Genomic DNA, 24,334 nt, shown 5'->3' on the forward strand with positions numbered 1-24,334 from the left:
GAAGATTCGCACCAGCCATCTTCTCTCTGTAAATTCCGCAAAGTATTTACTCTTCCTCGTCCCTGCATTTTCTGTTTAATTGCTATGAGCACTTGCGGCTGCTATTTATCCGCTTACGTGCACTGCTATTTTTATCACTTTATCACAGGAAATTCATGATGTCAATTGAAATATATCTTTAACAAATGAATTCCTGCACTTTCAGCCAAAGGGCGTGCAGGAAAGGATATCCGAAAGGGGAGAGAACAAAGAGGAACGTTTCCACCGGATCCGTCTCCTGGTTATCGGACTTGTTTTCTGTGAAATCATAATCTATCGTTTCATAATACTGCTGATTATGTAAAAAATACTCGATGACGATAAAAGCGTTTGTCCCGCTGTTTGTAATATTGGAGCATACAATGCGGGTATCTGTGACGGCTGCCTTCTTATAGATAACCCGCGCCGATTTCAGGGATTCAAAGTCACCGTTTTCCTTTATTCTCCATATGGAATAGACACCGATATTGCCCGTCGGTGTTTCCCTGTATTGTTTAACGGTTGAGCCGTTCGCTATACAGGCGAAAAAAATAAGCATAAGAGTTACCGCAAACAGCAGGAACAGGCCGGCGAAGATAAGCTGCTTTTTCTTTAATCTGGTCATAATCACTCCGCTCTTTAGTAGATTCAAACAAATTCTTTTTTATCTTCCGTATACAGTTGCTTTGGAACTATTTATCAGGATATACCGGCTTTGGCTTGGGCCGAACCGGAATCTAATGCTTGATATATTTATGTAATTCGTATAATAAATTTTTCATGTGCTCCATGATAAATGCAATTTCATTTTCATCGCACCCTTTTACGATGTTCAGCAGCTGGTCCTGCACTTCTGATAATTCGTAATCCTCCTGTGTACTTTTGGCCGGGATAATCTGATCCACCGATATATCCAAAGCGTTTAGTATAGACAGCAGACAATTTAAACTCATTTTCTTATGCCCTGTTTCCAGGCGATAGATATAGTTTGGTGTAACGCCTACTAATTCCGCTAATTTTTCCTGGCTCAGACCCTTACTGACTCTTAAGTTTTTTATATTTTTAGCCATCTGTTTGTAAATTAATTCCAAAACTATTCCACCTTATCTTCCTACCCATTATTTTAGTCCTATGGTTTCTCAGCACAACTGACTGGAAGGAAATTATTTTTCCCGTCAGTCATAGTGGTTGGGGGGATCTCTAAGGCTGTCCGGCAATGGAATGAAAAAAGGCGATTATCCTTGGGTTTGGATAACCGCCTATTGCTGTCTTCTCTTCGGGAACTTTTCTTATCATACGCTATCCCTCTGCGTCAAGCCCCAGTTCCTTCATAGCATGCCGGATATGGATCTTCATCGCGCTTCTGGCTCCCTGGGCATCCCTGGCCTCCAGGAATTCCATGATAAGTCCGTGGTCGCTTAAGGTACTCTTCACCGCCGCCTCACTCTGCTCGGAAAGCGCCACCCCTTTGCCGATCGCCTCATACAGCACCGGCATCAGTTTATACATGAAGTCATTGTGAGTCGCTTTCGCAATCGCTTTGTGAAAAGCATGCTCCGCTTTGGTCCGGTCTTTTCCTTCCCGGATCAGTTCTTCCACCTGCCGTCCGTACCCTATGATCCGCTTCAGCTCTTGATCACTGGCCCTGACCGCGGCCAGCGCGGCCGCCTCCGGCTCAAAGATCAGACGCATCTCATACAGATCCCGGGCGCCCGCTTTCGTATCCGTCAGGCTTCCAAGCGCCATTCCCGCATAGGTTTCCTTTTCCTCCCGGACATAGGTTCCAAGCCCTCTGCGTATCTCCAGCACGCCGTTGGTGATCAGAATGCGGACGGCTTCCCGAAGGGTCGTCCGGCTGACATCCAGTTCCCGGGATAGCTCATTTTCGTTCGGGATCTTATCCCCGGGACAAAACCTTTTCTCAATCGTGATCATGGTCCGTATATCATCGGCTACACTTTCCGACAGCCTTCTCGTACTTGCCATATTGATTTTCCTCCCGTCTGCTTTGCGCAGGCTGACGCTACAGGGTATACTCAGACGGTTTCCCGGCAGATCACTTCAAATCCCATTTTCCGCACCCTTGCCGTCAGATTCTTTCCCTCCATCATCTCCAGCAGCATCTCGGCCGCTTCCACGCCGCTTTCCCGATAAAAATAACGGGCGGTGGTCAGTTTCGGCGAAATGATTTCCGCTAATTTAGTGTCTCCCAGACTGACCACGGATATATCCTCCGGTATCCGCCTGCCCAGATCCCGGACCGCATTCACCGCTCCCACCGCGATCTCATCCGCCGCCACGAAGACTGCGTCAATCTCCGGCTTCCTGCTTAGCAGCTGACGCATGGCCTGATATCCATCCGAAATGCCGTATCCGGTTTCTGTTATGATTATATGATCATCCGGAATGCCATGTTCTGATAAAACGGCCCGGAATCCATCCTGTTCCTGTTTAACGCCCCAGTTTGACCGTGACACCGCCAGCATAGCGTACTGTCTTCTGCCCCGCCTGACCAGCAGTTCCGTCATGTTTCTGGCTGCCTCATAGTCATCGAAGCAGACACAGCTGTGCCCTTTCATCTGCTGCCCGATGACGACGCAGGGCGTAGTAAGCTGATCCAGAAATTTCTGTTTTTCCTCCGAATAACCGGTTGGGATAAAAATAATTCCATCCACCCGGTTGTTCCTGAATATATTCAAATATTCCAATTCTCTGCTTGTACTGTTCTTCGCGTTGCCCAACAGTATATAATACCCTTTTTCCGCCAGCACGGAGGTCATGCCGTCCCCCATCTCACAGGCAAAATCAGACCGTATTTCCGGAAGCACGATGCCCACCTGCATGGTTTTATTTGTACGCAGCATCTTCGCCTGTACGGATGGCGTGTAGCCGGTCGCATCGATCACCGTTTTGATTGCCTGCCTTTTCTCCTGGCTTACATACCCATCATTTAAATATCTGGATACCGTCGCCCTTGAAACTCCCGCCAGCTTTGCAATCTCATTAATATTCATGATAAAAATCTCCTTTTATCATAGGTATAAATCTCAAGTGAAATGATATCAGAAAATTTATGTTTTGGAAAGCCCGATTTTGTGGTAAACTTGATAAGATAACGTAAGAAAGAAAGGATGTACAAAAATTATGGCACAAAATCCAATCGTAACATTTGAAATGGAAAATGGAGACCTCATCAAAGCGGAATTATATCCCGATATCGCCCCCAATACGGTCAATAACTTTATCAGCCTGGTAAAATCCGGTTTCTACAACGGCCTGATCTTCCACCGGGTAATCAACGGGTTCATGATCCAGGGCGGATGCCCGGACGGCACCGGAATGGGAGGCCCCGGCTACAGCATCAAAGGCGAATTCGCTCAGAACGGATTCGTCAACCAGTTCAAACACGCTCCCGGCGTGTTATCCATGGCCAGGGCCATGCATCCCAACTCCGCCGGAAGCCAGTTCTTTATCATGCACCAGACCTCTCCCCATCTGGACGGCTCGTACGCAGCCTTCGGCAAGGTAACGGAAGGGATGGACGTGGTAAATAAGATCGCGGAAACCGATACGGATTACAACGACCGTCCGCTAACTCCCCAGGTAATGAAAACAGTCACTGTGGAAACCTTTGGCGTAGATTATCCGGAACCCGAGAAAATGTAATATAACACATCATTTTGTAATCGAGACAGGCACACCGCCCAGAGCTCTTACCCATTTGGAGCTTTCTGCATGGTGTGCCTGTTCTTTTTAGGAGGCGCCCTGCGATTCCCCATTGGAACGATGGGCGCCATCGATAGACCGTAATATAAAACCAATCGGGATCGTCCACACCGTCCAGTGTAGTATCTGAAGCCAATGCGCCCGCATCCGCGTCTGCACCATGGCCGGCTCTGTGTTCATCAAATCGGACAGTTCCGTCTGCCAGCTTCGAAACAGCTTCCCCCAGGCACTCAGATCCGTCCACCCGGAAGGAAGCTGGGGGAGTGCCGGTTGGGTTCCCCACAGAATCAGGCAGGCCGTTCCGGTTACCATGAGCATCCTGCTCCACCGGCGGCTCTTTCTTAGAGGAACCGTCCCCTTCGGCCGATACCGCCGGAAGATTCCCGATACCAGCAGCACATACAGGATTGCCAGGGGAAGCGCAAGACTCAGCCGCTCTCCCACCCTATACCAATGGAGCCGGATCTCAGTAACGGCGTATGGAACCTGCGTTATAATCTGCTGCTTTGCTTTTTCCTGTGATATGCCCGGAGGCGCCTGATAGATCAGATACCGGTACGTATAACCGGGCGTCCCGGACCTGGCCAAAGGCCGAAAAAGGATCACGGCCAGATCCAGGGGCAGGACCTGGCGGATCTCATAATCCATGTCCTGGTATTGGACCGTGTGTCCCGCCACATCCGTGCTGCCGAACAGATCCATTGCCGTCTTCCGGCTGATCATACAGCCTTTTTGATCCTCCTCGGGGAACCAGGCCGCTTCCGGACAGATCACTCCGGCAGGCCCCTGAAACCAGATCACGTCTGCCTGCGCAGAACGCCATAGGCTGGGATTCGTAAGTGTCTGCCTCTTCTTTTCCCCAAACAATGCATAGGGTATCCCCTCTGCGTCCGCCGCGTCGGAATCCGATTCGTCCCCGCCGCCAACATCCTGATCCAGCTCCATAACCGGAGCCGGTACCGGCGCTTCTAACGCGAGCAGGCGGGTCCTTTCATCATACGCCGGCGAAGCCATGAGCATGACCGCCCTCCAGATACAGCAGACCGCCGCCGCAAGTCCTGCCGTAAAAACCAGCCGGCGGACGATCCGTTTCATGGCGACTGGAGGCGGACTTTCGCGCCCCCGCTCAGATACCGGTCCGCTGATACGATCACCTGATCCTCATCGCTCAGGCTGTTTTCTTCCAGAGCCGCAAACTTTTCATTTTTATCCAGAACCGTAACATCCCTTCGCACGGCTGTCAGTTCTTCTCCCAGAATTGTTTTCTGCGTCTCCAGCAGATAGACAAATTTTGTGTTTCCCTCCTCATACAGGGCGTTGACCGGGATACAGGTGTGGTAAGTACCGGTTCTTTGAACCGTCTCCATGCTCCCTGTGCTGCCGGGTGTCATCTCCCCGCCGCTCTTGGAAATGTCCGCGGATACCAGATAACCGCCCTTTTGTTCCGGGTTCTCCTGTATGGCGGTGATCTGGCCGCCGCTTTCCACACCGTTTATTTTTACAGTAACCTCCTGTCCCACCTCCAGATATTTCCTCTGTTCTTTGTCAACAAAAGCCTGAAACAGCAGGTTTCCCGATACATCCGCCAACAGCAGAATGGCTCCGTCCGGCGTGCGTTCCCCGCAGACGGCGGACAGTTTGGTGATGAATCCGTCCGACCGGCTGTTGATCCATCCGTCCTGTTCGAAAAGCTCCAGATATTGATCCAGAACATCCTGCTGCTGTTCCAGCTCCAGTTCGGCTGATGCCAGGGTGCTGTCCGCTCTCATCGGCGCAGAAGCGTCCTGTTTGTTCCGCTCTGCCGCTTTAACGCTGTCATCCCTGGATTTCCGGGCTTCCCGGCATTGCTTTTCCAGGTTCTCCACCTGTTCGCTCCTCTCTTGCCTTTGCTGTTCCCATTCCTGCTCCTTTTGCGCTGCCAGCGCTTCATACTGCCGGCTGTATTCTTCTTTGGCCGCCTTACATTCCTCTTCTTTTTGATTTATGAGCGACCCTATATCCGGCACCGGCTGCTGCAGATCAGACTGTCCGGCGGACCGGCCGGGCTGCCCCGCCTGCTGCTTGAGCTGTTCCAGCTCATTGTTGAGGCTCTCCACTTTGTCCCGCAGAGCCTGAAGCTGCTCATCCCCTTCCAGCGCTTCCGCCGTATAGTCTTCTTTTGAGGGCAGCCGGTCTAACGCCTCTTGCGCCTCAGCCAGCCGGTCGTCGGCCTCCTGAACCTGGTTTCCTCCCGACTGTCTCGCCTGCTCCAGGTCTTCTTCCGCCCGCTCTATGGCCCTTGACTTTTCCTGTTGGTCCAGTTTTTGATTTTTCTTAAGCGCTTCCATCTGGACTTTTATTTTCTCGATCGCAAGCTTTTGTTTCTCTATCCATTCTGTCAGATCCTCTGTATCCAACTGTAAAATAGGCGCTCCGGACGCAATCAGCTGCCCTTCCCGCACCAGAATACGCTCGATCCGGATACCGGCCGGCACATGCTCCGACCGGACGTCGGACGCTTCCACACTTCCGTCCGCTTTTACCCAGTGCTCAATCGGAGTCGTCCTTCGCGGCTGCGTTTCCACAACCGGCAGGGAAGACGCGTATACCATCCTGGACAGAAAGGTACATACCAGCAAAAGCGCGAGAAATTTTCCCAGGGCTTTTAATGCCTTTATCCGGAAACCGTCCTTTTCCTTAAAAGCCTGTAACCGCTGCTTTACATTTTTCCACATACCCGATCCTTTCCTCTATTCTTTCATCGCCGCCGCGATAATCCCCTGTTCCAGGTAATCCTGGCCGATCATAAATACAAGCGCCGCCGGAACCAGGGCGATTACCGCCGCCGCAAAAGCGTTTCCGATCTGCCCCGGCCGCACTTCCGGCAGATACAAAGACAGCGGCATCAGCGCCGGGTCTTTTAAAAATGCCATTGGCTGTTCAATCATGCTCCAATATTCCAGAAATCCCAGAACCATCGCCGAGAGCACGCCGGTGGACCCAAGCGGCAGCCCGATATGCAAAAAAATCCGAAGCTCCCCCGCCCCGTCGATTCTGGCCGCTTCCAGCATCCCCTGCGGGATTGTGCAAAAACTGCGGTAGATCAAAAACACGGGAAAGGTGGAAAACACAGCGGGCAGGATAACGGAAGCATGGGTATTTAATACCTGCAGCCCATCCAACACCAGATAGCTGGATAACATGGTCACCTGAAACGGCATCAGCATCAGCACGACATACAGACGGAACAGCCGTCGGCTCCCCTTGGACCGGTATCCCGCAAAGGCCCAGGCTGCCGGCACCCCAACCAGCAGCTGCCCCGCCAGAATACAGCAGACGATTTTCGCCGAATTCCAAAAGACCATCAGATATTCCGGAGAACACAGCAGCATATCCAGATAATGGGACAGGGTCGGATAGAGCGGCAGCAGCTGCCAGTGGGCCATATGGTTACCACCGGCCAGCACCGGAGACAGGTTCCGGTTCAGTTCATAGTCGCTCATAAACGCCCCCAGTACCGTCATGAGCACCGGCAGACAGATGACAAACGCCATGGCGAAAAATAAAAGGGACAGGATTTTTCTTCTCATGCTGCTTCCTCCTGTTCCCACAGCTTCTGCAAAAGTGTGACGGCCAGATACAAGATACCTGCGATCACGACGGCAGCGGCGGCCATTTTGTCGAATTCCATATTAGTAAACCAATTGTTAAACAGATGCTGCAGCAGATACATGCTGCCGTCAGGATAGCCCCCCGCCACCAGATACGCCTCCCGGAATACCTTGAAGGAATTTAAAAACGACAGCACCGTTATGGTGTACAGCATGGGCTTTAGATTCGGCAGCATGATTTTGGTAAAGCATTTCCACTCTCCGGCGCCGTCCGCCCTGGCCGCTTCTAAAAGCGTGTCCGGTATGCTCATGATGCCGGCCAGCCACAATATAATGGTGTATCCCGTGTTTTTCCACAGATAACTGACCACCAGCACCCAGAAGGCCATGCCCGTATTCATCCAGTCCACCGGCTGCATCCCAAGGCTTAAAAGGGCGCTGCTTAACAGGCCTGCTCTTGCGAACAGCATTTTCCAGACCAGCGCCACGGCAGCCGCCGGAACCGCCATCGGAAACAGAAAACAGCTTTTCAAAAGGCGCACGTATTTCTGCCGGGACAGCATAACCGCCAGCAGCAAAGAGCCGATAATCAGGAGCGGCAGGCATACCGCGGTAAACCGGAGGGTGTTACCGGCCGCCAGCCTGAAAGCCTCGTTTTGAAATACTAATTTATAATTAAAAAATCCCGAAAACTGCCCGGTGACCGCAGTCGTAAAGGATCTCTTCACCACATCCAGGAATGGAAGCAGCACAAAGATGATTTCCCCGGCCAGGCTGGGGACCAGAAACAGCCACCCGGCCCTTATCCCCCTCCTGTTAGGCTTTGTCACATTCTTTTTATTCCGCAAGATAGATCTGTACCTTCTTTAGAATCTCTGAGACCGTCTCCTGAACCGTTTTTTCCCCGTTTAACGCGGCAGGCGCCAGGTCCAGTACCGTATTTTGTATCGTATCATCGGTAATTCCGGGAGTGGTCAGGCTCCCTGCCGTCTCACGAAGCCAATCCAGCTGTTCCGGTAACGGCCATTTACATTCCAGCGTTTTCAGGCCATCCGGCGTATCCACCGCCATCGTTCCGAAGCTTACATCATTTTCATTGACCAGCATATCTTCAAAGGCATTTTTCTCCACCGGATATCCCTCGTCACTGTATATCTTCTGCGCCTCCTCCTCAAAAATGCTTTGGAAGAAATCCACAGCCAGTTCTTTTTCCTCTGATTTCGCCTGGATACCTACGATTCCGGACGGCAGGAAGACGGATTTGCTCTGGCCTTCCCACAGCTTAAAGGATGAACCCGGATTTTGATCGATGACGGAGGTCACGGTGGAAAAGTCCAGCATTATACTGTAGATCTGCCCGGCCGCCAAACGCTGGGATCCGGCAAACCAGCCTCCGGCCTGCTGGGCTGCCTGCCGATAGCCTTCTTCCCCTCCCATTCCGGTTAAAGCCGCTGCCTCCGAGATACCGGTTTTCTCCACATCCCAGATGCGCTTTGCGTCTGTCAAAAACTGAGTCAGCGAGGTTTCATTCAACGTGCCGTCCCCGTTCACCCAGGCCGGAGAGCTGACGGCCGCCAGCATGTTCAGAAGCTGGATTTCGCTGTCCGCCCCTAACAGTTTGCCGCTTGGATATTCTTCTCTCATGCGTTCTATGGTATCCGCCAGGGTATCAAGATCCGTTATCCGCCCGATGTCTTCTTCCCGGCCCGCGATGATTGGAATCGCGAAACGGCTGGGAACCGCATATATTTTACCGTCCTTTGCATAGGCGTTCACGATGTTCTCAAACCAGCGTCCCCCTTTTAGACCGTCTTCCAGATAAGGAGTCAAATCCTCCAGGACGCCTTTCTCTATATAGGATTTCATCGGCAGCCCGTCTAACAGAAGCAGATCCGGCCCGTTTCCGGCCATAATCTCAGTATTCAGATTTTTCACCGCGTCCTCGACGGTCATACCGTCCTGCCCGGACAGACCGGTTTCACATTTTACATAGACATCGGGATGGGACTTCTGATACAGGGAGGCCGCCTGACGAAGGGTGGTATTTTCTTCCAGGCTATATACTTTCAGTTCTTTTTCCGGTACAGCAGCGATTTCAGGGTCATAATAGTAACGGATCAGGCTTAAGTTGTCATACAGAACCAGAAACTCCGGATTCTCCTCTCCCGCCTGACTGCTCAGCATACCGGTGATTCTGACGGAGGGGTCCCCCATGGTGGCCAGCTCCCCGTTGATCATCTGCTGCATGACGGCTCCCTGCAGAACATGGTAGAACAGCCCGTCCTTACAGATCAGATACCAGGCGTCCTCCTTGCCGTCCGCCTGTCTGAGCTCTAACGGCTGTGCCCCGTCCATGAACCGGCCTGCCTCCGTCTCTATCACTTTACTTAAAAAATCTCCCAGTACCGGGTCCGGGTCCGCCATCTCCTTTTTTTCCACATCGTAAATTTGGTTTTGATATTTCTGACATACAGGGATCAGATAGCGGTCTCCGACTCCCATGTTATAAATATAGGATCCTGTTTCGAACAATTTGGAAGTCTTTCCATCCGATAAGCTGATCTCATAGACATTTCCCTTTATATCCCAGCCAACCAGCGTCTCGCCGGTCAGAAAACGGATTCCATAGAGCTCCAGATGCTGATCCGGTTCCAGCTTTTTTTCTTCTCCGTCCGGTGATATGAACCAGTAATCAAACGTAAGCTCCACATCCTCGTTGAACATATCTTCCTGATTCTCCGGCATCTGCATGATAGATACGATCCACGAACCGTCCGGATTCATCTGGCAGTCCCAAAGCTGCCCTTCCAGCCGGTCTTTCCAGGAATCCTGCTGTAATTCCCAGGTTTTTCCCTGATCGGCGGACCGGTAGATTCCCTGGCCGGCAGATACAAGCCAACAGCTCCCGTCCTCATGGGAAAACAGCCGGTATGCCCTGGATACTTCCTCCGGCAGTTTCATTTCTTCTTCCATATATCTTCCCTTTGCATTTCCCACCGCCTGTTCTGAGCGGACCACTCCATCCGACGGACCGCCTTTCCCGCAGCCCGTCAGGGATAAGATCAGGAGCAGCGCAAGGAAAAGCGCACCTGTTTTTTGCATATTTTTCATTTTCTATATACCTCCAATGCCATATTCAAAAGCGTGCACTACTTTTGATTCCACAGACAGATTATCACTCAAATCTTAAATGAATCTATAAGAAAATTAAAGAATCTTTTAAGGTACGCGGTTTATAATTTTACCTGACAGTGATATGATACATGGGATATGTCCGAGGAAAGGATGATGGTGGAATGAGAATTTTACTGGTAGAGGACGATGAACAGCTCTGTCATTTTCTGAAGCTGCAATTAATAAAAGAGGGATTCGAAGTGGATGATTGCAAAAATGGGGAAGACGCTCTGTATTTTATCTCCCAGCGCTCCCATGATCTGGTTCTGTTGGACCGGATGCTGCCCGGGATGGACGGTCTCGCGGTACTAAAAAATGTCCGGAACGCCGGAATCCATATTCCCGTGATCCTGATAACCGCCCTGGGGGAATTGGGCGACAAAATCACAGGGCTGGACTGCGGCGCGGATGATTATCTGGTCAAGCCCTTTGCCCACGAGGAGCTAATGGCCCGCATCCGCTGCATCATAAGACGGCCGAAACAGTTAGCCCTAAGCGATCTGTTGACCCGCGGCGACATCACCTACCGCCTGGAGGAAAAAATGCTGACAGGCCCTGGCGGCAGCTGCAGCCTTTCAAAGAAAGAGGGGAATCTGCTGGAAGCATTTTTAAGAAACCCAGGACAGATCCTGCCCCGGGCCACGCTGATGGTGAAAGGCTGGGGGACGGAAGCGGAGGTGGAGGACAGCAGCCTGGACACCTATGTACATTTTCTAAGGCAGCGCTTAAGAGCCGTGAAGAGCCGCCTGATTCTAAAAACCGTCCGTGGAATCGGTTATCGATTGGAGAACAAAGATGTTTCATAAAATTCATTTTCGTCTGACAATGCTGTTTACGGCCATCGCCGGTCTGATTCTGATCGTCATGTCCCTCATCTATCTGAAGGTGACCGAGCAGGGCCTCTATGACAGCAGTTTTCTGTCCTTTCGAAGCGACATGAATACCTTATTATCCTATCTAGAACAGCAGACGATCCTGTCGGACCAATGGCTGGTCCGGTTAGAAGACAGCGGAAAATATCTGATCTATCTGGAAGACAACGGCACGCTGCTCCCTTATCACAACACATACCGCGGAAAAAAGAGCGGCACACTATACACCCAGGCCGCCGCAGTCTATCAGAATCAATATCAGACGGCGGCATCCGCCGGATCTTATCTCATCCGCCACACGGAATTTCCCTTCACCTCGTCCGGACGGGCGGATTATTACGCCTGCTACGCCACTATAAGAAAAGAGAGCAAAGACCTGAACGTGCTGGTGCTCTATTCCATCGACGGCCTGCAGAACCGCTGTTCCAGACAGCGCACCATCCTTTTCTGGATCATCGCCGCCGCTTTGCTGCTGCTCTTTTTCTTTTCCAGATATTTTACCAGGCGGCTGATCCAGCCTATGGAAGAGAGCCGTCAAAGGCAGACGCGGTTCGTAGCCGCCGCTTCCCATGAGCTGCGCACGCCTCTGGCCGTGATCACCTCCGCCGTCTCTGCCTTTCCCGATGCTAACGCGGACGAGAAGCCGGGCATCCTCCATGCGATCCGCACGGAAAGTTTCCGCATGTCCGGCCTGGTGGACGATCTGCTGACACTGGCCGGCGCCGACAGTCATTCCTATCACATCCACCCCGGGCCGACGGACCTTCCCCCCCTGCTCATCGATGTCTATGAGGCTTTTGCGCCGATGGCAAAAGAAAAAAACATTCGCCTTGAAGCCGATATCCCGGAGACGCTGCTTCCGCCCGTAAACTGCGATCCCGACCGGCTCCGCCAGGTACTCTCAATCCTGGTGCATAATGCCGTCAGCTATGGCAAAACAGGCGGTCATGTACGCATGTCCCTTCAGTACGCCAAAAACTGTGTGCGGATACACGTCGCGGACGACGGTCCGGGTATCCCGGATCAGGAGAAAGAAAGGATATTCGAACGATTTTACCGGATCGAAAAAGCCCGCAGCGGCAAAGGCCACTACGGACTGGGGCTTAGTATCGCTATGGAGATCGTGAGGGCCCACCGCGGGGACCTTACGGTAAAAGACGCGGATGGCGGAGGCGCTGTCTTTACCGTCACTCTGCCTGTCAGGCCCATCGGATCACCTTAATGAATTCTTCCGCATGTTCGGTTATTGTCTCCCAAGCATGATACGGATAACCGGAGACAGCCGTATGAAATCTTAGTATTTTCTCAGATAGTATATCTTCAGTACCGCGGCGGCGGCCACATGAAACGCCAGCACCGCAACCATCGTAAACGCCGCGGTCCGGTTATAATAGGCCGACACTGTGATCCCCACCACCAGCGCTCCCGCCGTAATAAAAAAGCTCTTTCCAAGAGCGCTCCGGCGGATCATCTGCCTGCGCTCATCGTTCTCGGAGCGGTAGAGGGCATTCAGCCTGGTTTCACTTCTAAGCGCCAACCCCAGCCTGACCAGATAGAGGATCAATACGATACAAAACCCAAAGAAAAGGCCGCTGACAAAAGAAGACAGCCTCTCATCCGTACCGCCGCCCGCGGTTCTTCCTGCCGTCAGTATAACAGCCGCTACGACCACTACCGCGGCCAGCAGACCTGTGCCTAACATTAGCATTCTGTTTTTCACTGTTTTTCTGAATTCATTCATAAAGATTCCTCCTTCACCTCTGAAAAATCAAACACTTCTTCAATCGTCAATCCGAAATAGCGGGCAATCTTATAGGCCAGTACCAGGGATGCGGTGTACTTCCCCACCTCGATGGAGGTAATGGTCTGCCTCGTGGTTCCCACCGCTTCCGCTAACTCTTCCTGCGACAATTTTGCCGCTTTCCGCAGTTCCCGTATTCTTGTTTTCAAATTAATCACCTTCTATTATTGCTAAGTTAACTTTGCAATTTTAGTATAGTATACTTTGCATTTTTTGTCAAGTTAACTTTGCAATTTATTCAGAGAACATTTAAAATTATTTTATGTCCGGCATATTCGCAAATTATTTTACATGTATGAAAACACTTCTCAGTATAAAATTTGACAGAAATAAGCAGAAAGATTAGAATGAAAAAAATTAAGGAGGCGTCTGACATGAGCAAAATCCTCTTAGCCGACGATGAAAAAGGGCTCGTCACCATGATGAAACATTATTTTGAGCTGTCCGGATACCAGGTACTCACAGCCTGCTGCGGAGCGGAAGCCTTAAAACAGGCCGCCAGACAGCCGGATATTATCCTGCTGGACATCAATATGCCGGACATAGACGGGCTGACCGTCTGTCAGCGCATCCGGGAGCATATCTCCTGCCCGATCCTCTTCCTGACCGCCCGCGTCGAAACCAGCGACACCATCCGGGGATTCCAGGCCGGAGCGGACGACTACATCACAAAGCCCTTTGACCTGGACGAGCTGGGTGCAAGGGTAGCGGCCCATCTGCGCCGGGAAGACCGGAAACAGGGGCAGTCCGTCCTGCGTTTTTTTGGAGACATGGCCATCGACTACACCAAGCATAAGCTCACCATCGGCAATACACAGATCGCCTTATCGAAGATCGAGTTTGGCATCGTAGAACTCCTCTCCGTCAACCCGGGCCAGGTCTTCGACCGGGACCGGATATACGACATCGTGTGGGGTCTGGAGGGCGGCGGCAACAGTGACACGATCATGGAACACATCAGGAAAATAAGGGCCAAATTCTCGGCCTGCACGATGCATAATTACATTGAAACGGTATGGGGGGTGGGCTATAAATGGAATGGCTGAACAAAAAAAGTCTCCGGCAGTCCTTCTTTCTCATCACCGCTCTCTTTTTATGCCTGGGACTCCTGTTAGCAGGAATCTCATTTGCCGTGTGCATCAAATTCCGAAACAGTACCCCCGTTTCCCCTCAATTTGAAATATCCTTAGACGAAGAGGGAAAAATAACCTCCGGCACATCAGCCGTAACCGATCCGCAGACCTCAGAGCAAAACAGCGGCATCGGAAATTTGGTCACAATCCTCCAATTCACCCTTCCCGTCTTTTGGGTAATCCTGTCCCTCCTGCTGGCCGACATCGTTTTTTATAATCTAAAGTTAAAGCGTCCCCTAGCCGTATTGCAGGCAGGAGCCGCAAAGATCCAGCGCCACGACCTGGATTTTCAAATCAACCCCTGCGCGCAGGATGAACTGGGACAACTATGCCGGTCCTTTGAAATCATGCGCCGGGAACTTCAAAAAAACAACCGGGAGCTCTGGCGTCAAATGGAAGAACGCAAAAGGCTCAACGCCGCCTTCTCCCATGATCTGCGAAATCCCATAACCGTACTAAAAGGCTCCGCCAAAATGCTCCAAAAAGGACTGGACCAGGAATCATCCGCCTCTCCCCTCCTAAAAGAATCCGCAGCCCTGCTAACCGAATACACCGGTCGGATCGAAACCTACGTAGAGCTCATGACAAGCGCGCAAAAACTGGAAGAAATAGAATGCCGCCCGCTCCCCTGCGATCCTTCCACCCTGCAGGCAGAATTAGAACAGAGCCTGACCATTCTCTCCACCGGCTCCAAAAAGAACCTTAAAATATCAAATACCATCCACACCCACCAAGTACACATCGACAAACAGTTCTTCTACGACACCGCGGAAAACCTGCTAAACAACGCCCTGCGCTATGCCTCTGCCACCATTGCCATAGAAATCTCCTACCAAAAAGACCACCTAAGCTTCCGCATCACCGACGACGGCCCCGGATACCCCGCCGCGCTCCTGCAAAAAGGCCCCACCCCCTTCCTCCGGGAAGCCCCGTCCGCAAACGAACATTTCGGAATGGGACTCTATATCTGCAAACTCCTCTGTGAAAAACACAACGGAAGCCTCACCCTCGAAAATACCCCCCACGGAGCAAAAGCAACAGCTATCTTCAGCTACACCCCCCTCTAAATTCAGCTCCCCTACCTCCGCCCTCTCTGCCTTCACCAAAGCCGGAATGGGCCGGGGGCTGCCGCATTAACTTCGCACTCTTCCCGGGGGCTTCTGTATGCCCGCTGCTTACGGCTTGGAACCGCGGGCGGTATACGGGGGACGCTCCGGGCGGCCGGGTTCTTTTGTTTCTCCCCGGGGCGCATAGGGCGGCTGTGAATACGCTTAGTGAAATCGGAAAGCCGGATTCAGGAACCGAGCCTATTCACCGGGAGCTGCTGCACTCGCTTAGCGTCCTTCCCGGGGGCTTCGTAAGTACGCTGCTTTGGGCTTGGAACCGCGGGCGGTATCCGGGGACGCTCCGGGCGGCCGGGTGCTTTTGTATCTCCCTGGGGGCGCATAGGGCGGCTGAGTATCCGCTTGGGGGAATCGGAAAGCCGGGTTCAGGATGACCGGCGGACTTCACGTCCGACGGGCAAGAGCCTCTGAACCGGGAACACATCACGTGTTCCTGGTGAATAGGCTCGGTTCCTGAATCCGGCTTTTCGATTCCCCCTAGCGGATACCAGCGCTAGCCCTCCGCGCTCCCAGGGAGATACAAAAGCACCCGGCCGCCCGGAGCGTCCCCGGATACCGCCCGCGGTTCCAAGCCCAAAGCGGCGGGCATACGAAGCCCCCGGGAAGGACGCTAAGTGAGTGCAGCAGCTCCTGGTGAACAGGCTCGGTTCCTGAATCCGGCTTTCCGATTTCATGTAGCGTATTCCAGCGCAAGCCCTCCGCGCCCCGGGGAGATACAAAAGAACCCGGCCGCCCGGAGTGTCCCCGGATACCGCCCGCGGTTCCAAGCCCTAGACAGTGGGCATACAGAAGCCCCCGGTAAAAACACGAAGTTAATACGACAGACCCCGGCCCGTTCCGGCCCCCTTTGAGAAATTTTTGAGATTTATCCGTTACACTCTTCTTATCAAGCAGATAAGGAGAATTTTTTATGGATATTCAGGTGAATCAGATATCTAAAATCTACGGCAGCGGCGAAAACCGGGTGACCGCCTTAAATCAAGCTGCAATGACCATCCGCGCAGGCGACTTTCTCTCTATCATGGGGCCTTCCGGCAGCGGAAAAAGCACGCTGTTGCACATCATCAGCGGCCTGGACCGGCCGACCTCCGGGACGGTGACCTATGGGAGCACGGACATCCACCATGGGACGGACCGGGAACTTTCCGCCTTCCGCCGGCAAAAAATCGGTTTTATCTTTCAGCAGTTCAATCTTCTGCCCGTGCTCACCGCGCGTGAGAACATAATCATGCCGCTTCTGCTGGACAGACAGAAACCAGACGAAGCCCGCGTCCAACAGCTGGCAAAACTTCTGGGCCTCACAGACAGGCTGGATCATCTCCCCCATGAGTTATCCGGCGGGCAGCAGCAGCGGGTGGCGATCGCCCGCGCTCTCATCGCCAATCCGGACGTGATCTTTGCCGATGAACCAACCGGAAACCTGGACAGCAGAAGCGGCGGGGAAGTGATGGCCATGCTGTGCGGCATACAAAAAAAACTGGGCAAAACCCTTGTTGTCATTACCCATGACAGCCGGATCGCGGACATGGCCGGACGCCGTTTTTCGATCGTGGACGGAGAGCTCTCGGAGGTGACCGCGTCATGAAATCTTATCTCACATTGGCCCGGAAGGAATTAAAGGCTCAAAAAATAACCTCGCTGCTGATCTTACTGGCTGTTATCCTATCGTCCATTGCCACCACCGCCATCGGCCGGTCCATCGGGATCTTACAGTCCATGCGGGCGGATCAGGCATCCGGTCTGAACGGCGACCGTTACGCCACGTTTCATCAGCTGAGCGAAGAACAGGCGGACGCCTTGGCATCCGATCCCCGTTTATACGATGTGGGCAGCATCATCAATCTGGGCAATCTGGATCTGGGCGGCAGCGGCCTGACCCTGTTTCTAAGGGAATACTGCGGGAATGCCCTGGATGCCTATCCCTCTATCGGAAAAATAAAAGAAGGACGGCTTCCCGCTAAGGCGCATGAGATCGCCCTCCCAGAGGACGCGCTTCGGTATCTCGGTTTTGACGGGGGGCCCGGTGATCCGATCACACTGCCCTTAAAGATCAGTCTGAAAACCGACACGGAGCCTCCTTATGAGTATACGGCGGAATTTGTGCTGACCGGTATCCTGGAAAGCAGCTACATGGGTTACGCCACCGGAACCGTGGACGCCGTCGTCGGTGAAGGCACCGCAGCCTCCTTACTCCCGGCGCGGTATTATCTGTATTCCACCGACTTCAAGACGAAAAGCAGCGATTCCTTTCAATCCGTTGTGTATGATCTGGCCCATAAACTGAACCTACCGGAGGATCATATCCAATATAACTGGGTGCTGCTGGACGCCCTGGGTATCTCCTACGACGAAAAAGAAAAGGACGGTACCGCGGGCGGTTTCCCCTTCCTGATGGCAGCCTGCGTACTGGTAGGCGGCCTGATCCTGCTAGCCGCCGGCCTGGTTATATACAATATCTTAAAAGTCGCCGTCACGAAGCGGATACGGGAATACGGTGTCCTACGGGCCATCGGCGGCGAGCGCAGGCAGTTGTATCGGCTGGTGGCCGCTCAGCTTCTGATCCTTTGCGGCGTCGGAATTCCGGCCGGATTACTATGCGGCGTTCTTTGTGCGAAAGGAATCCTGACAGCGGCTGTCGGATTGTTGAATCCGAAGCTGTTCCTGGCTTCCAGCACCCAGGCCCTGAACGCTTCCATAGCAGAAAACAGTTCCTGTAACATATGGCCTCTGCTGGTAAGCGCCGCCGTCACTTTGCTGTTCGCGGTACTTGCATCCTTTCCCGCCGCCCGCTACGCCTCCCATGTGTCACCTGCGGTTGCTATGGACGGGCATGCGGTTCAGCTCAAAAGACACAGGAGAAAATATAAAAGAGTGCGAAACTTCGAAGCCTATTATGCCCGGCTGAACCTGAAGCGCAACCGCGGGCGCACCTGCATCACCATACTGTCCATGGTTATGAGCATCACCGTTTTTGTAGCCCTTCAAAGCTTCAGCAGCCTTCTGGATGCCAGCAGCGCCGTACAGGAAATGCACCTTGGGGATTACGCGGTCACCAACGAAACCATAGGATTTCCGCCGGAAGCGGTATCCGCATTAAAGGATCAGAGAATGGTCGGGAATCTCTCCACCACAAAACTGTCGGTCTATCAGCAGGATGAACAGGGAACGCTGCCGGTTGCCGTAGATATACCTTTGCAGTCCTGGGAGTCCTTTCAGATAGCCGGAATCGATTCGGCCCGCCTGTCCTCTTACGCGGCGGAGCTTTCCGAACAGGATCTTGAGGATCTGCGCAGCCAAAAAGCCTGCCTTATTAAAAACCCCATCGCATTCGTATATGATGGAAAACCCGTGGAGTCCACGAAACTGCAGGTAAATGACCGGATTACCGTGAACGGGCGGCAAATGCGGGTAGCCGGTATCGCGGACAGCCCGGTTACCATCAACAACGCGGGTTTTGTAAACGGCGTGCAGGTCATCGTATCGGATTCGGCTTATGATAGTTTGACCGGCAAGACGCAATATTCCGAGGTGTATCCCGAACTCCTGGAAGACGCTGATGCGGATTCCTTCGAAGCCTGGCTGGACGAATGGTGCCGGGAGAATCCCGGGAGCCACTGGCTCTCCTACCGCCAGTCCGACGCCCAGCTGGCCGAAAGCTTTGAACAGATCCGGCTTCTCTGCTGGGGACTGATCTTGTTCATCGGGCTGATCGGCGTACTGAATATCATCAACACGGTTTACACCAATATCCATACCCGGGTGAACGAAATCGGCATGCAGCGGGCGGTCGGCATGAGTACCCGCAGCCTGTACCGGACGTTCCTGTGGGAAGGCGCTTACTACGGCCTGATTGCTTCTATAGCGGGCGCTGTATGCGGATATCTTTGCACCATTTTCGTCGGGGCAGCCGCCACCGACACTTTACAATGGACGGCCGTTCCTGTGCTGCCCATTCTGGAAGCCGCGGCTGTGTCTGTAGCGGCCTGCCTGGCAGCCACCGCGCTTCCCCTGCGCGGAATCGCCAAAATGAATATTGTGGAATCTATTCTGACGATCGAATAACGCAAATTCGGCAATGATGAAGTGAAATTTTATTTGGAGGATTTCCAAATAGACAAGTACATTACAGATGAACGCACAGGGCGTACTTACGAATTAGTTAGCGATTATTACCTTGTTGCTGGAGGGAATGAGCCGGAGAAACGCCCATCGGTATATGGGGACAATGGAATTCACGGTACATCAAGCAACAAAAGCGAGTTACAGAAACGTTGAAAGCGGAAAAACAAATGTTGTGGGCTATGAGCGATAAAAAGTCCCTGCCATGTTCGCTTTGAAAACATGACAGGGACTTTTATCAAGTGTCTTTACGCAATATTTGCAGATATTCGTCATAAGCAAAGGTGCGGTTTTTTACCACTCCTGTTGCTTGAATCAGGATGCCGCAGTTTATCAGTTTCTCCACAGAGCCGGAAACAGCATTGTAAGACAGACCCAAGGAGAGAGCGGTTTTTTTTATATCAATGATTGGATTCGATTCGAGGTAAGCAAATACCTTGCCGGCAGTTTTGGCACTACGCCCCAGAGAATCGACTATGGCGATATTTTTGTCGTGAAGTGCGGTCAACAGGTCAATTGTTTGAATGGCATCCTGCGCTGATTCTGAAATGGCTTGCAGGAAGAATTTGACCCATTGTTCATAGTTGCTTTTAGCACGAACCTCGCTCATACGGTCATAGTATTCTATACGGTTACGCTTCAGGAAAAAGGAAATATAAAGCGCAGGAGTCGTCAGCAATTCCTTTTCCAGCAGGAACAGCGTGATGAGAAGCCGCCCAACACGGCCGTTGCCGTCTAAGAACGGATGGATTGTTTCAAACTGATAATGAATTAGGGCGGCACGAATCAAAACATCCAGATCATCATCGGCATTGATATATTTTTCAAGATCGGACATGGCTTCAAGCATATCCGCAGGAGCAGGCGGAATATACCGGGCAGTTTTCAAAGTGCTGCCCTGACCGCCAATCCAGTTTTGAGAGGTACGGAACTCACCGGGACTTTTTTCCTGACCTCTGACCCCCTCCATTAAAACCCCATGGACTTCTTTGATCAGGCGGCAGCATAAAGGCAGGGATTTTCGCCTTTCCAGTGCAAATTCCGTAGCTTTGATGTAGTTGACAACATCGGCTACATTACGGTTTGTGTTTTCCTCCAGCAGAGGGTCCAAAACATCATCAAGCGTTGCCTGCGTTCCCTCGATCTGCGAGGACAGCAAAGCCTCTTTGCGGACATACATGGAAACAAACAATGCAACGCTGGGAATGCGGGAAGCAATGCTCTCCAAGGTTGCAAGCTGCTTATTTGCCTGAACCAGCAGATTGACCGTTTCCTGATCCAGTTCAATCGGCGGAACCGGCGGCAGGGGTGCAGGCAGAAAAGATTTATAGCTCATTTCGCCAGTCAGGTTTGTTTTAAAAGAGCCGGCGCGTTCTATCTTCATAATCGATCACCCCAATCCATTGAATTTAACATGAAATATCACTGCCTATCATACCATTCACATTTCATTTTTACAATCGAAAATGAAATATGAGTCATAAAATCGATCGACATATTTCACTTTCAAACGACAAGGAGGAGAAAATTTGCAGCATGACATTACAATGCCCACCGGCACAAGCTTTCGGATGATTCCGGGGAGCAGGAAAATCCCCTCCTGGCTACCTATGCTATTAATCGATCTTACTTATCTCCTCTATAATTTCCTCCGCGGAATAGAACTCTTTCACCAGACTTTCCTTTTTCACCCTGGAAGTGTCATAGACCGCATTCAGCGCCTTTTCATAATCTTCCTGCGACATCAGTTTTCCTTCCCATTTATACTGATAAATGGGATCCCCGTTCTGATCCAACCGGACATTTGAGTTATCTTCCGCGCCGTAGTACCCGGCCGCGATCTGTTTCAGCTCACCATTTTCCATCTGATACACCACGTCATAGTAGCTGTCCATATTGCCGTCGCTGTTACACAGCAGGCCTCCGCGCTCGATATAGGAAAAATTCAATCGGCTCAGCTGCGTCTCATGGACTTTGCCGTCCCCAAAGCTGATGATTTTACTCCCGATCGCTTCGCTGCTTCCGAAAGCCGCGATCTCCGGGATGTCGTCATCATCTATATAAAGCAGACGGTACCCTTCCCACATACCCGGCTCCTGCGCCTGCACATAATCAACATACTGCTGCTGCCAGGAACTCTGTGCGTCCGCCGGAAGCGGCCGGTCCGCTCCCAGAAAGCCCAGTACGGACTTGACGGTAATGTCCGCCAATGCAGAGTTGGTATCATCACTCAGCCCCTTTTCATACGTAAAGGTTCCCTGTGCACCGCCCTGGTAAATTCTCGCTTCCCGGTATCCGCTGCCCGCTTCCGGCCCGGACGCCGGCGAATAACTGCAGATAATGATAATATCATTATAGCCGTCGCTGTTATAATCCGGAAAAGAAACCGCCTCCACCGCTTCAAATATCTCATTCGCCCGGATATTATCCGGAAACGGCCCATCCAGGATACTGCTCACCTTCCCGTCCTTTAAGACCGCGAACTCCGCATCCGCCAGCGGCTCCTTAGCCGTGTCCGGGGCATAGGAGGAAAAAGTCACTTCACCCAGAGGTTTCAATTCCACCTCAAAGGTCTGGTCCTTGATCAATCTCTCATCCGAAAGCGTCCCGCTTGTCTCGTCTTTTTTGTCCTTTTGATGCTCTTCCATTCCCGGGGCTTTCTTATCGTTTGAATCTGAGACAGAATTCTGTCCTTCGGTCCCGCTCACCTGCTTGTCCGGCTCCGCATCCGCCTTCTTCCCGCCGCACCCGGCTGTAAAGCCCGCTAACAGGATGCAAAGCATCCATACGGCTGATATCCTTATTGAATTTTTCATCATTTTCCCAACAGAGTTTCTTATCTTTTTTTTCATGTCTTCTTCCCCTTGCTGATTTCCATTTCTCGGTTTGCTCGCAGGGACTTACCCTGCAGTCACTATTATACTATCATCCCTTTATTCTGTCACTTACTTATAGGGGAAGATTCTTATTTATCGGGGAAGATTCCCCCTTGTTCCCTGCCAAATTCCGGGTTATAATATAGTCACTTCGGAGAATGGTTGAAAATTATGAGGAAAGGATTCGCCTGTTATGGAATTTGAACAAATTTTATACATTGTGGTTACCTGTTTCATCCATGTGCTGGAATGCATCGGTATCCTCATCATCATGGTGGGAGGGCTTCGCACCTTTCTCTCCTATGTGCGTTCCGGCTTCAACGCGGACAGGCATGACATTAAACTGGGTTTTGCCCGCTCTCTGGCTTTCTCCCTGGAGTTTAAGCTGGCCGGCGAGATTCTGCGGACGGTAATCACCAAGACGATCAGTGAGATGTACGTCCTGGGAGCGATTATCCTGCTGCGTGCCATCCTCACCGTCGTGATTCACTACGAGATCAAGTTCGAGACTGAAAATGAACGTTTGGAGCAGGAACAGGAACATCTGGAACAGAAACATACCGAGTAGGATCACTGATATGATAGAGGCCTCTTTACGCGCTTCCCCGTCCGGGGTTTTCGCGTAAGAGGCCTCTTGTTTGGCGTTTATGATGGTAAATATTACAACAGCGTTTTTTCCAGTCTCACCTGCGCCGCCAGCGCGTTCTGATATACCTCATCCTTTATGGGAAGACGGATTTCCTCCATAAACCAGCTGGACAGATACGCTGCGTTGGCCAGCTCCAGCGCGTTCAGGCCCTCCTCTCCCGGAACGGCAAGCGCTCTGCCATATCGGATATGGTCCGCAAAATTCTGTAACATCAGCCGGTACGTATTGTCCGTCGCTTCTAAGATAATATTTCTGCTTTGATGAGCGGGTTTTCCGTAGATCTCCTGATTGATCCGCGCAAATTCATCCGTGGCGGTCTCATTTTCATCGAAGGTAAGCGTCTCGTTATTTTCCACGGTCAGCCGTCCCTTTGTCCCCCATATCTCCAGCCGGTTCACCCCCGGGCTCTCTCCTGAGGATGCCAGATAGTTCCCTCTCAAATGCCCGGAATATTGAAATTTTAGCTCCACACTGTCATCCACGCAAAGTGAGTGGAATCTGCCGTAGCCCAAGTCCGCCCGGACGCTCTCCGGCATTCCGAACAGCCACTGCCACAGATCCAGATCATGCTGGCACTGGTTGATCAGCATTCCTCCGCCCTCTCCCGTCCAGCTGCTGCGCCACGGGGAACTCCGGTGATAGCAGGGGGACCGGTACCAGTCATTCCGTATCCACAGGGCGCTGGTCAGGCTTCCCAGACTGCCGCCGCGGATCATTTCGTGCGCCTTCCGCCAGACGGGCAGCATCCGCAGATTAAACATGACCGCGAAGGCCGGTTTTGCCGGATACCTGCTCCTTCCTCCCGCTTCCCTGCTCATGGGGCTATGGGTTTCAACCGCCTGCCGGTGCGCGCTTAGGAGCTGCTTTGCTTCCATAGTGCTGACTCCCACCGGCTTCTCCACCAGCACATGCAATCCTTGCCGAAATGCCCGGACGCCAAGCGCCACATGCGTCCGGTGCGGCGTGGCGATCAAAATCCCATCGAACTCGCGGGCATGGCCAAACATATGATCCGTGTCCTCGTAGATCCGCACGTTCGGGTACCGCTGCCTGATTTCCTGTTGTCCTTCCTGATTCCGGCAGCAGATGCCGTATAACGTAAGCCCTTCGATCCCGCCGTCCGTCATCATACCGGCATACTGCTTTCCCATCCCGCCATATCCCACTAAGACCATACGGATCTTTTTTTCCTCTTTGTCCGGCATATGGATACCCTCCCACTTCCTCCCCTGAATTCTCTCACTTACTCGCC

At 52.2% G+C, this 24,334-nt stretch carries 22 protein-coding genes and 1 other annotated feature (1 of these 23 cut by a window edge); of the genes, 8 read left to right on the forward strand and 14 right to left on the reverse strand.

What is annotated here, in order from left to right; all coding sequences use genetic code 11:
* Positions 1 to 72 (reverse strand) — a binding site (T-box leader) (it extends 223 nt beyond the left edge of the window).
* 106 nt (positions 73 to 178) lie between these two features.
* From KTH89_RS00235 to KTH89_RS00250, 4 genes are all read right to left on the reverse strand, one after another.
* Complete coding sequence (locus KTH89_RS00235; protein WP_238720191.1) at positions 179 to 643, reverse strand: hypothetical protein; 465 nt, start codon at positions 641 to 643, stop codon at positions 179 to 181.
* A 112-nt stretch (positions 644 to 755) separates the two neighbouring features.
* Positions 756 to 1,109, reverse strand: a complete 354-nt coding sequence (locus KTH89_RS00240; RefSeq protein WP_158343935.1) for a helix-turn-helix domain-containing protein — start codon at positions 1,107 to 1,109, stop codon at positions 756 to 758.
* A gap of 208 nt (positions 1,110 to 1,317) precedes the next feature.
* On the reverse strand, positions 1,318 to 2,004 hold the full coding sequence (locus KTH89_RS00245; RefSeq protein ID WP_158343933.1) for a FadR/GntR family transcriptional regulator: 687 nt from the start codon (positions 2,002 to 2,004) through the stop codon (positions 1,318 to 1,320).
* Between the two features lie 50 nt (positions 2,005 to 2,054).
* Positions 2,055 to 3,032, reverse strand: coding sequence for a LacI family DNA-binding transcriptional regulator (locus KTH89_RS00250; RefSeq protein WP_238720192.1), 978 nt, complete (start codon positions 3,030 to 3,032; stop codon positions 2,055 to 2,057).
* A gap of 130 nt (positions 3,033 to 3,162) precedes the next feature.
* On the opposite strand from KTH89_RS00250, the gene KTH89_RS00255 reads away from it, so the two are divergent.
* The gene (locus KTH89_RS00255; RefSeq protein WP_158343929.1) at positions 3,163 to 3,684 is read left to right on the forward strand and encodes a peptidylprolyl isomerase; all 522 of its coding nucleotides are present in this window, start codon (positions 3,163 to 3,165) and stop codon (positions 3,682 to 3,684) included.
* Positions 3,685 to 3,771: 87 nt separating this feature from the next.
* Here KTH89_RS00255 and KTH89_RS00260 read toward each other — a convergent pair whose 3' ends face one another.
* From KTH89_RS00260 to KTH89_RS00280, 5 genes are read right to left on the reverse strand one after another with little or no spacing between them, the layout of a single operon-like run.
* A complete protein-coding gene (locus KTH89_RS00260) occupies positions 3,772 to 4,839 on the reverse strand; it encodes an ABC transporter permease (protein ID WP_238720193.1) in 1,068 nt (355 codons plus the stop codon).
* On the reverse strand, positions 4,836 to 6,458 hold the full coding sequence (locus KTH89_RS00265; protein WP_238720194.1) for an HlyD family efflux transporter periplasmic adaptor subunit: 1,623 nt from the start codon (positions 6,456 to 6,458) through the stop codon (positions 4,836 to 4,838). The genes KTH89_RS00260 and KTH89_RS00265 overlap by 4 nt, the downstream gene beginning before the upstream one ends.
* 15 nt (positions 6,459 to 6,473) lie before the next feature.
* The gene (locus KTH89_RS00270) at positions 6,474 to 7,313 is read right to left on the reverse strand and encodes a carbohydrate ABC transporter permease (protein ID WP_238720195.1); all 840 of its coding nucleotides are present in this window, start codon (positions 7,311 to 7,313) and stop codon (positions 6,474 to 6,476) included.
* Positions 7,310 to 8,182 (reverse strand): carbohydrate ABC transporter permease, encoded by an 873-nt coding sequence (locus tag KTH89_RS00275; protein ID WP_238720196.1) that lies wholly within the window; start codon positions 8,180 to 8,182, stop codon positions 7,310 to 7,312. Before KTH89_RS00275 ends, KTH89_RS00270 begins: the two co-directional genes overlap by 4 nt.
* Positions 8,172 to 10,445 (reverse strand): ABC transporter substrate-binding protein, encoded by a 2,274-nt coding sequence (locus KTH89_RS00280; protein ID WP_238720197.1) that lies wholly within the window; start codon positions 10,443 to 10,445, stop codon positions 8,172 to 8,174. The genes KTH89_RS00275 and KTH89_RS00280 overlap by 11 nt, the downstream gene beginning before the upstream one ends.
* 185 nt (positions 10,446 to 10,630) lie before the next feature.
* Between KTH89_RS00280 and KTH89_RS00285 the strand changes: the two genes are divergently transcribed.
* Together KTH89_RS00285 and KTH89_RS00290 are read left to right on the forward strand one after the other, a co-directional pair.
* On the forward strand, positions 10,631 to 11,314 hold the full coding sequence (locus KTH89_RS00285; protein WP_158343916.1) for a response regulator transcription factor: 684 nt from the start codon (positions 10,631 to 10,633) through the stop codon (positions 11,312 to 11,314).
* A complete protein-coding gene (locus KTH89_RS00290; protein ID WP_238720198.1) occupies positions 11,304 to 12,602 on the forward strand; it encodes a sensor histidine kinase in 1,299 nt (432 codons plus the stop codon). Before KTH89_RS00285 ends, KTH89_RS00290 begins: the two co-directional genes overlap by 11 nt.
* Before the next feature lie 72 nt (positions 12,603 to 12,674).
* Here the strand turns inward: KTH89_RS00290 and KTH89_RS00295 are convergent, their stop codons facing one another.
* Positions 12,675 to 13,121, reverse strand: coding sequence for a hypothetical protein (locus KTH89_RS00295; RefSeq protein ID WP_158343911.1), 447 nt, complete (start codon positions 13,119 to 13,121; stop codon positions 12,675 to 12,677).
* The gene (locus KTH89_RS00300; protein ID WP_158343909.1) at positions 13,118 to 13,330 is read right to left on the reverse strand and encodes a helix-turn-helix transcriptional regulator; all 213 of its coding nucleotides are present in this window, start codon (positions 13,328 to 13,330) and stop codon (positions 13,118 to 13,120) included. Before KTH89_RS00300 ends, KTH89_RS00295 begins: the two co-directional genes overlap by 4 nt.
* Positions 13,331 to 13,555: 225 nt before the next feature.
* Between KTH89_RS00300 and KTH89_RS00305 the strand changes: the two genes are divergently transcribed.
* The 4 genes from KTH89_RS00305 (at position 13,556) to KTH89_RS00320 (ending at position 19,500) form a co-directional block, all read left to right on the forward strand.
* Positions 13,556 to 14,227: a response regulator transcription factor gene (locus KTH89_RS00305; protein WP_238720199.1), complete on the forward strand. Its 672-nt coding sequence runs from the start codon at positions 13,556 to 13,558 to the stop codon at positions 14,225 to 14,227.
* A complete protein-coding gene (locus tag KTH89_RS00310) occupies positions 14,215 to 15,381 on the forward strand; it encodes a HAMP domain-containing sensor histidine kinase (RefSeq protein WP_238720200.1) in 1,167 nt (388 codons plus the stop codon). Before KTH89_RS00305 ends, KTH89_RS00310 begins: the two co-directional genes overlap by 13 nt.
* Before the next feature lie 967 nt (positions 15,382 to 16,348).
* Positions 16,349 to 17,023 carry an ABC transporter ATP-binding protein gene (locus tag KTH89_RS00315; RefSeq protein ID WP_238720201.1) on the forward strand — a complete coding sequence of 225 codons (675 nt, stop codon included), beginning with the start codon at positions 16,349 to 16,351 and terminating at the stop codon, positions 17,021 to 17,023.
* Positions 17,020 to 19,500, forward strand: coding sequence for an ABC transporter permease (locus KTH89_RS00320; protein WP_238720202.1), 2,481 nt, complete (start codon positions 17,020 to 17,022; stop codon positions 19,498 to 19,500). The genes KTH89_RS00315 and KTH89_RS00320 overlap by 4 nt, the downstream gene beginning before the upstream one ends.
* Before the next feature lie 295 nt (positions 19,501 to 19,795).
* Here the strand turns inward: KTH89_RS00320 and KTH89_RS00325 are convergent, their stop codons facing one another.
* Both KTH89_RS00325 and KTH89_RS00330 read right to left on the reverse strand, forming a co-directional pair.
* Positions 19,796 to 20,941: a Fic family protein gene (locus KTH89_RS00325; RefSeq protein WP_238720203.1), complete on the reverse strand. Its 1,146-nt coding sequence runs from the start codon at positions 20,939 to 20,941 to the stop codon at positions 19,796 to 19,798.
* A 232-nt stretch (positions 20,942 to 21,173) separates the two neighbouring features.
* Positions 21,174 to 22,409 carry a hypothetical protein gene (locus KTH89_RS00330; RefSeq protein ID WP_238720204.1) on the reverse strand — a complete coding sequence of 412 codons (1,236 nt, stop codon included), beginning with the start codon at positions 22,407 to 22,409 and terminating at the stop codon, positions 21,174 to 21,176.
* 217 nt (positions 22,410 to 22,626) lie between these two features.
* Here KTH89_RS00330 and KTH89_RS00335 point away from each other — a divergent pair, with 217 nt between their 5' ends.
* Positions 22,627 to 23,001 carry a DUF1622 domain-containing protein gene (locus KTH89_RS00335; RefSeq protein WP_158343899.1) on the forward strand — a complete coding sequence of 125 codons (375 nt, stop codon included), beginning with the start codon at positions 22,627 to 22,629 and terminating at the stop codon, positions 22,999 to 23,001.
* A gap of 92 nt (positions 23,002 to 23,093) precedes the next feature.
* Here the strand turns inward: KTH89_RS00335 and KTH89_RS00340 are convergent, their stop codons facing one another.
* A complete protein-coding gene (locus KTH89_RS00340; RefSeq protein ID WP_238720205.1) occupies positions 23,094 to 24,287 on the reverse strand; it encodes a Gfo/Idh/MocA family protein in 1,194 nt (397 codons plus the stop codon).
* Positions 24,288 to 24,334: the final 47 nt, after the last annotated feature.

The sequence above is a fragment of the Diplocloster agilis genome, from assembly GCF_019042275.1.
Lineage (GTDB): Bacteria > Bacillota > Clostridia > Lachnospirales > Lachnospiraceae > Diplocloster > Diplocloster agilis.

Coding starts and splice junctions, on each gene's coding strand:
- KTH89_RS00315 (WP_238720201.1), top strand. CDS start 16,349: ATGGATATTCAGGTGAATCAGATATCTAAAATCTACGGCAGCGGCGAA.
- KTH89_RS00255 (WP_158343929.1), top strand. CDS start 3,163: ATGGCACAAAATCCAATCGTAACATTTGAAATGGAAAATGGAGACCTC.
- KTH89_RS00265 (WP_238720194.1), bottom strand. CDS start 6,458: ATGTGGAAAAATGTAAAGCAGCGGTTACAGGCTTTTAAGGAAAAGGAC.
- KTH89_RS00280 (WP_238720197.1), bottom strand. CDS start 10,445: ATGAAAAATATGCAAAAAACAGGTGCGCTTTTCCTTGCGCTGCTCCTG.
- KTH89_RS00285 (WP_158343916.1), top strand. CDS start 10,631: ATGAGAATTTTACTGGTAGAGGACGATGAACAGCTCTGTCATTTTCTG.
- KTH89_RS00335 (WP_158343899.1), top strand. CDS start 22,627: ATGGAATTTGAACAAATTTTATACATTGTGGTTACCTGTTTCATCCAT.
- KTH89_RS00260 (WP_238720193.1), bottom strand. CDS start 4,839: ATGAAACGGATCGTCCGCCGGCTGGTTTTTACGGCAGGACTTGCGGCG.
- KTH89_RS00305 (WP_238720199.1), top strand. CDS start 13,556: ATGAGCAAAATCCTCTTAGCCGACGATGAAAAAGGGCTCGTCACCATG.
- KTH89_RS00295 (WP_158343911.1), bottom strand. CDS start 13,121: ATGAATGAATTCAGAAAAACAGTGAAAAACAGAATGCTAATGTTAGGC.
- KTH89_RS00310 (WP_238720200.1), top strand. CDS start 14,215: ATGGAATGGCTGAACAAAAAAAGTCTCCGGCAGTCCTTCTTTCTCATC.
- KTH89_RS00325 (WP_238720203.1), bottom strand. CDS start 20,941: ATGAAGATAGAACGCGCCGGCTCTTTTAAAACAAACCTGACTGGCGAA.
- KTH89_RS00250 (WP_238720192.1), bottom strand. CDS start 3,032: ATGAATATTAATGAGATTGCAAAGCTGGCGGGAGTTTCAAGGGCGACG.
- KTH89_RS00235 (WP_238720191.1), bottom strand. CDS start 643: ATGACCAGATTAAAGAAAAAGCAGCTTATCTTCGCCGGCCTGTTCCTG.
- KTH89_RS00270 (WP_238720195.1), bottom strand. CDS start 7,313: ATGAGAAGAAAAATCCTGTCCCTTTTATTTTTCGCCATGGCGTTTGTC.
- KTH89_RS00330 (WP_238720204.1), bottom strand. CDS start 22,409: ATGAAAAAAAAGATAAGAAACTCTGTTGGGAAAATGATGAAAAATTCA.
- KTH89_RS00320 (WP_238720202.1), top strand. CDS start 17,020: ATGAAATCTTATCTCACATTGGCCCGGAAGGAATTAAAGGCTCAAAAA.
- KTH89_RS00290 (WP_238720198.1), top strand. CDS start 11,304: ATGTTTCATAAAATTCATTTTCGTCTGACAATGCTGTTTACGGCCATC.
- KTH89_RS00245 (WP_158343933.1), bottom strand. CDS start 2,004: ATGGCAAGTACGAGAAGGCTGTCGGAAAGTGTAGCCGATGATATACGG.
- KTH89_RS00340 (WP_238720205.1), bottom strand. CDS start 24,287: ATGCCGGACAAAGAGGAAAAAAAGATCCGTATGGTCTTAGTGGGATAT.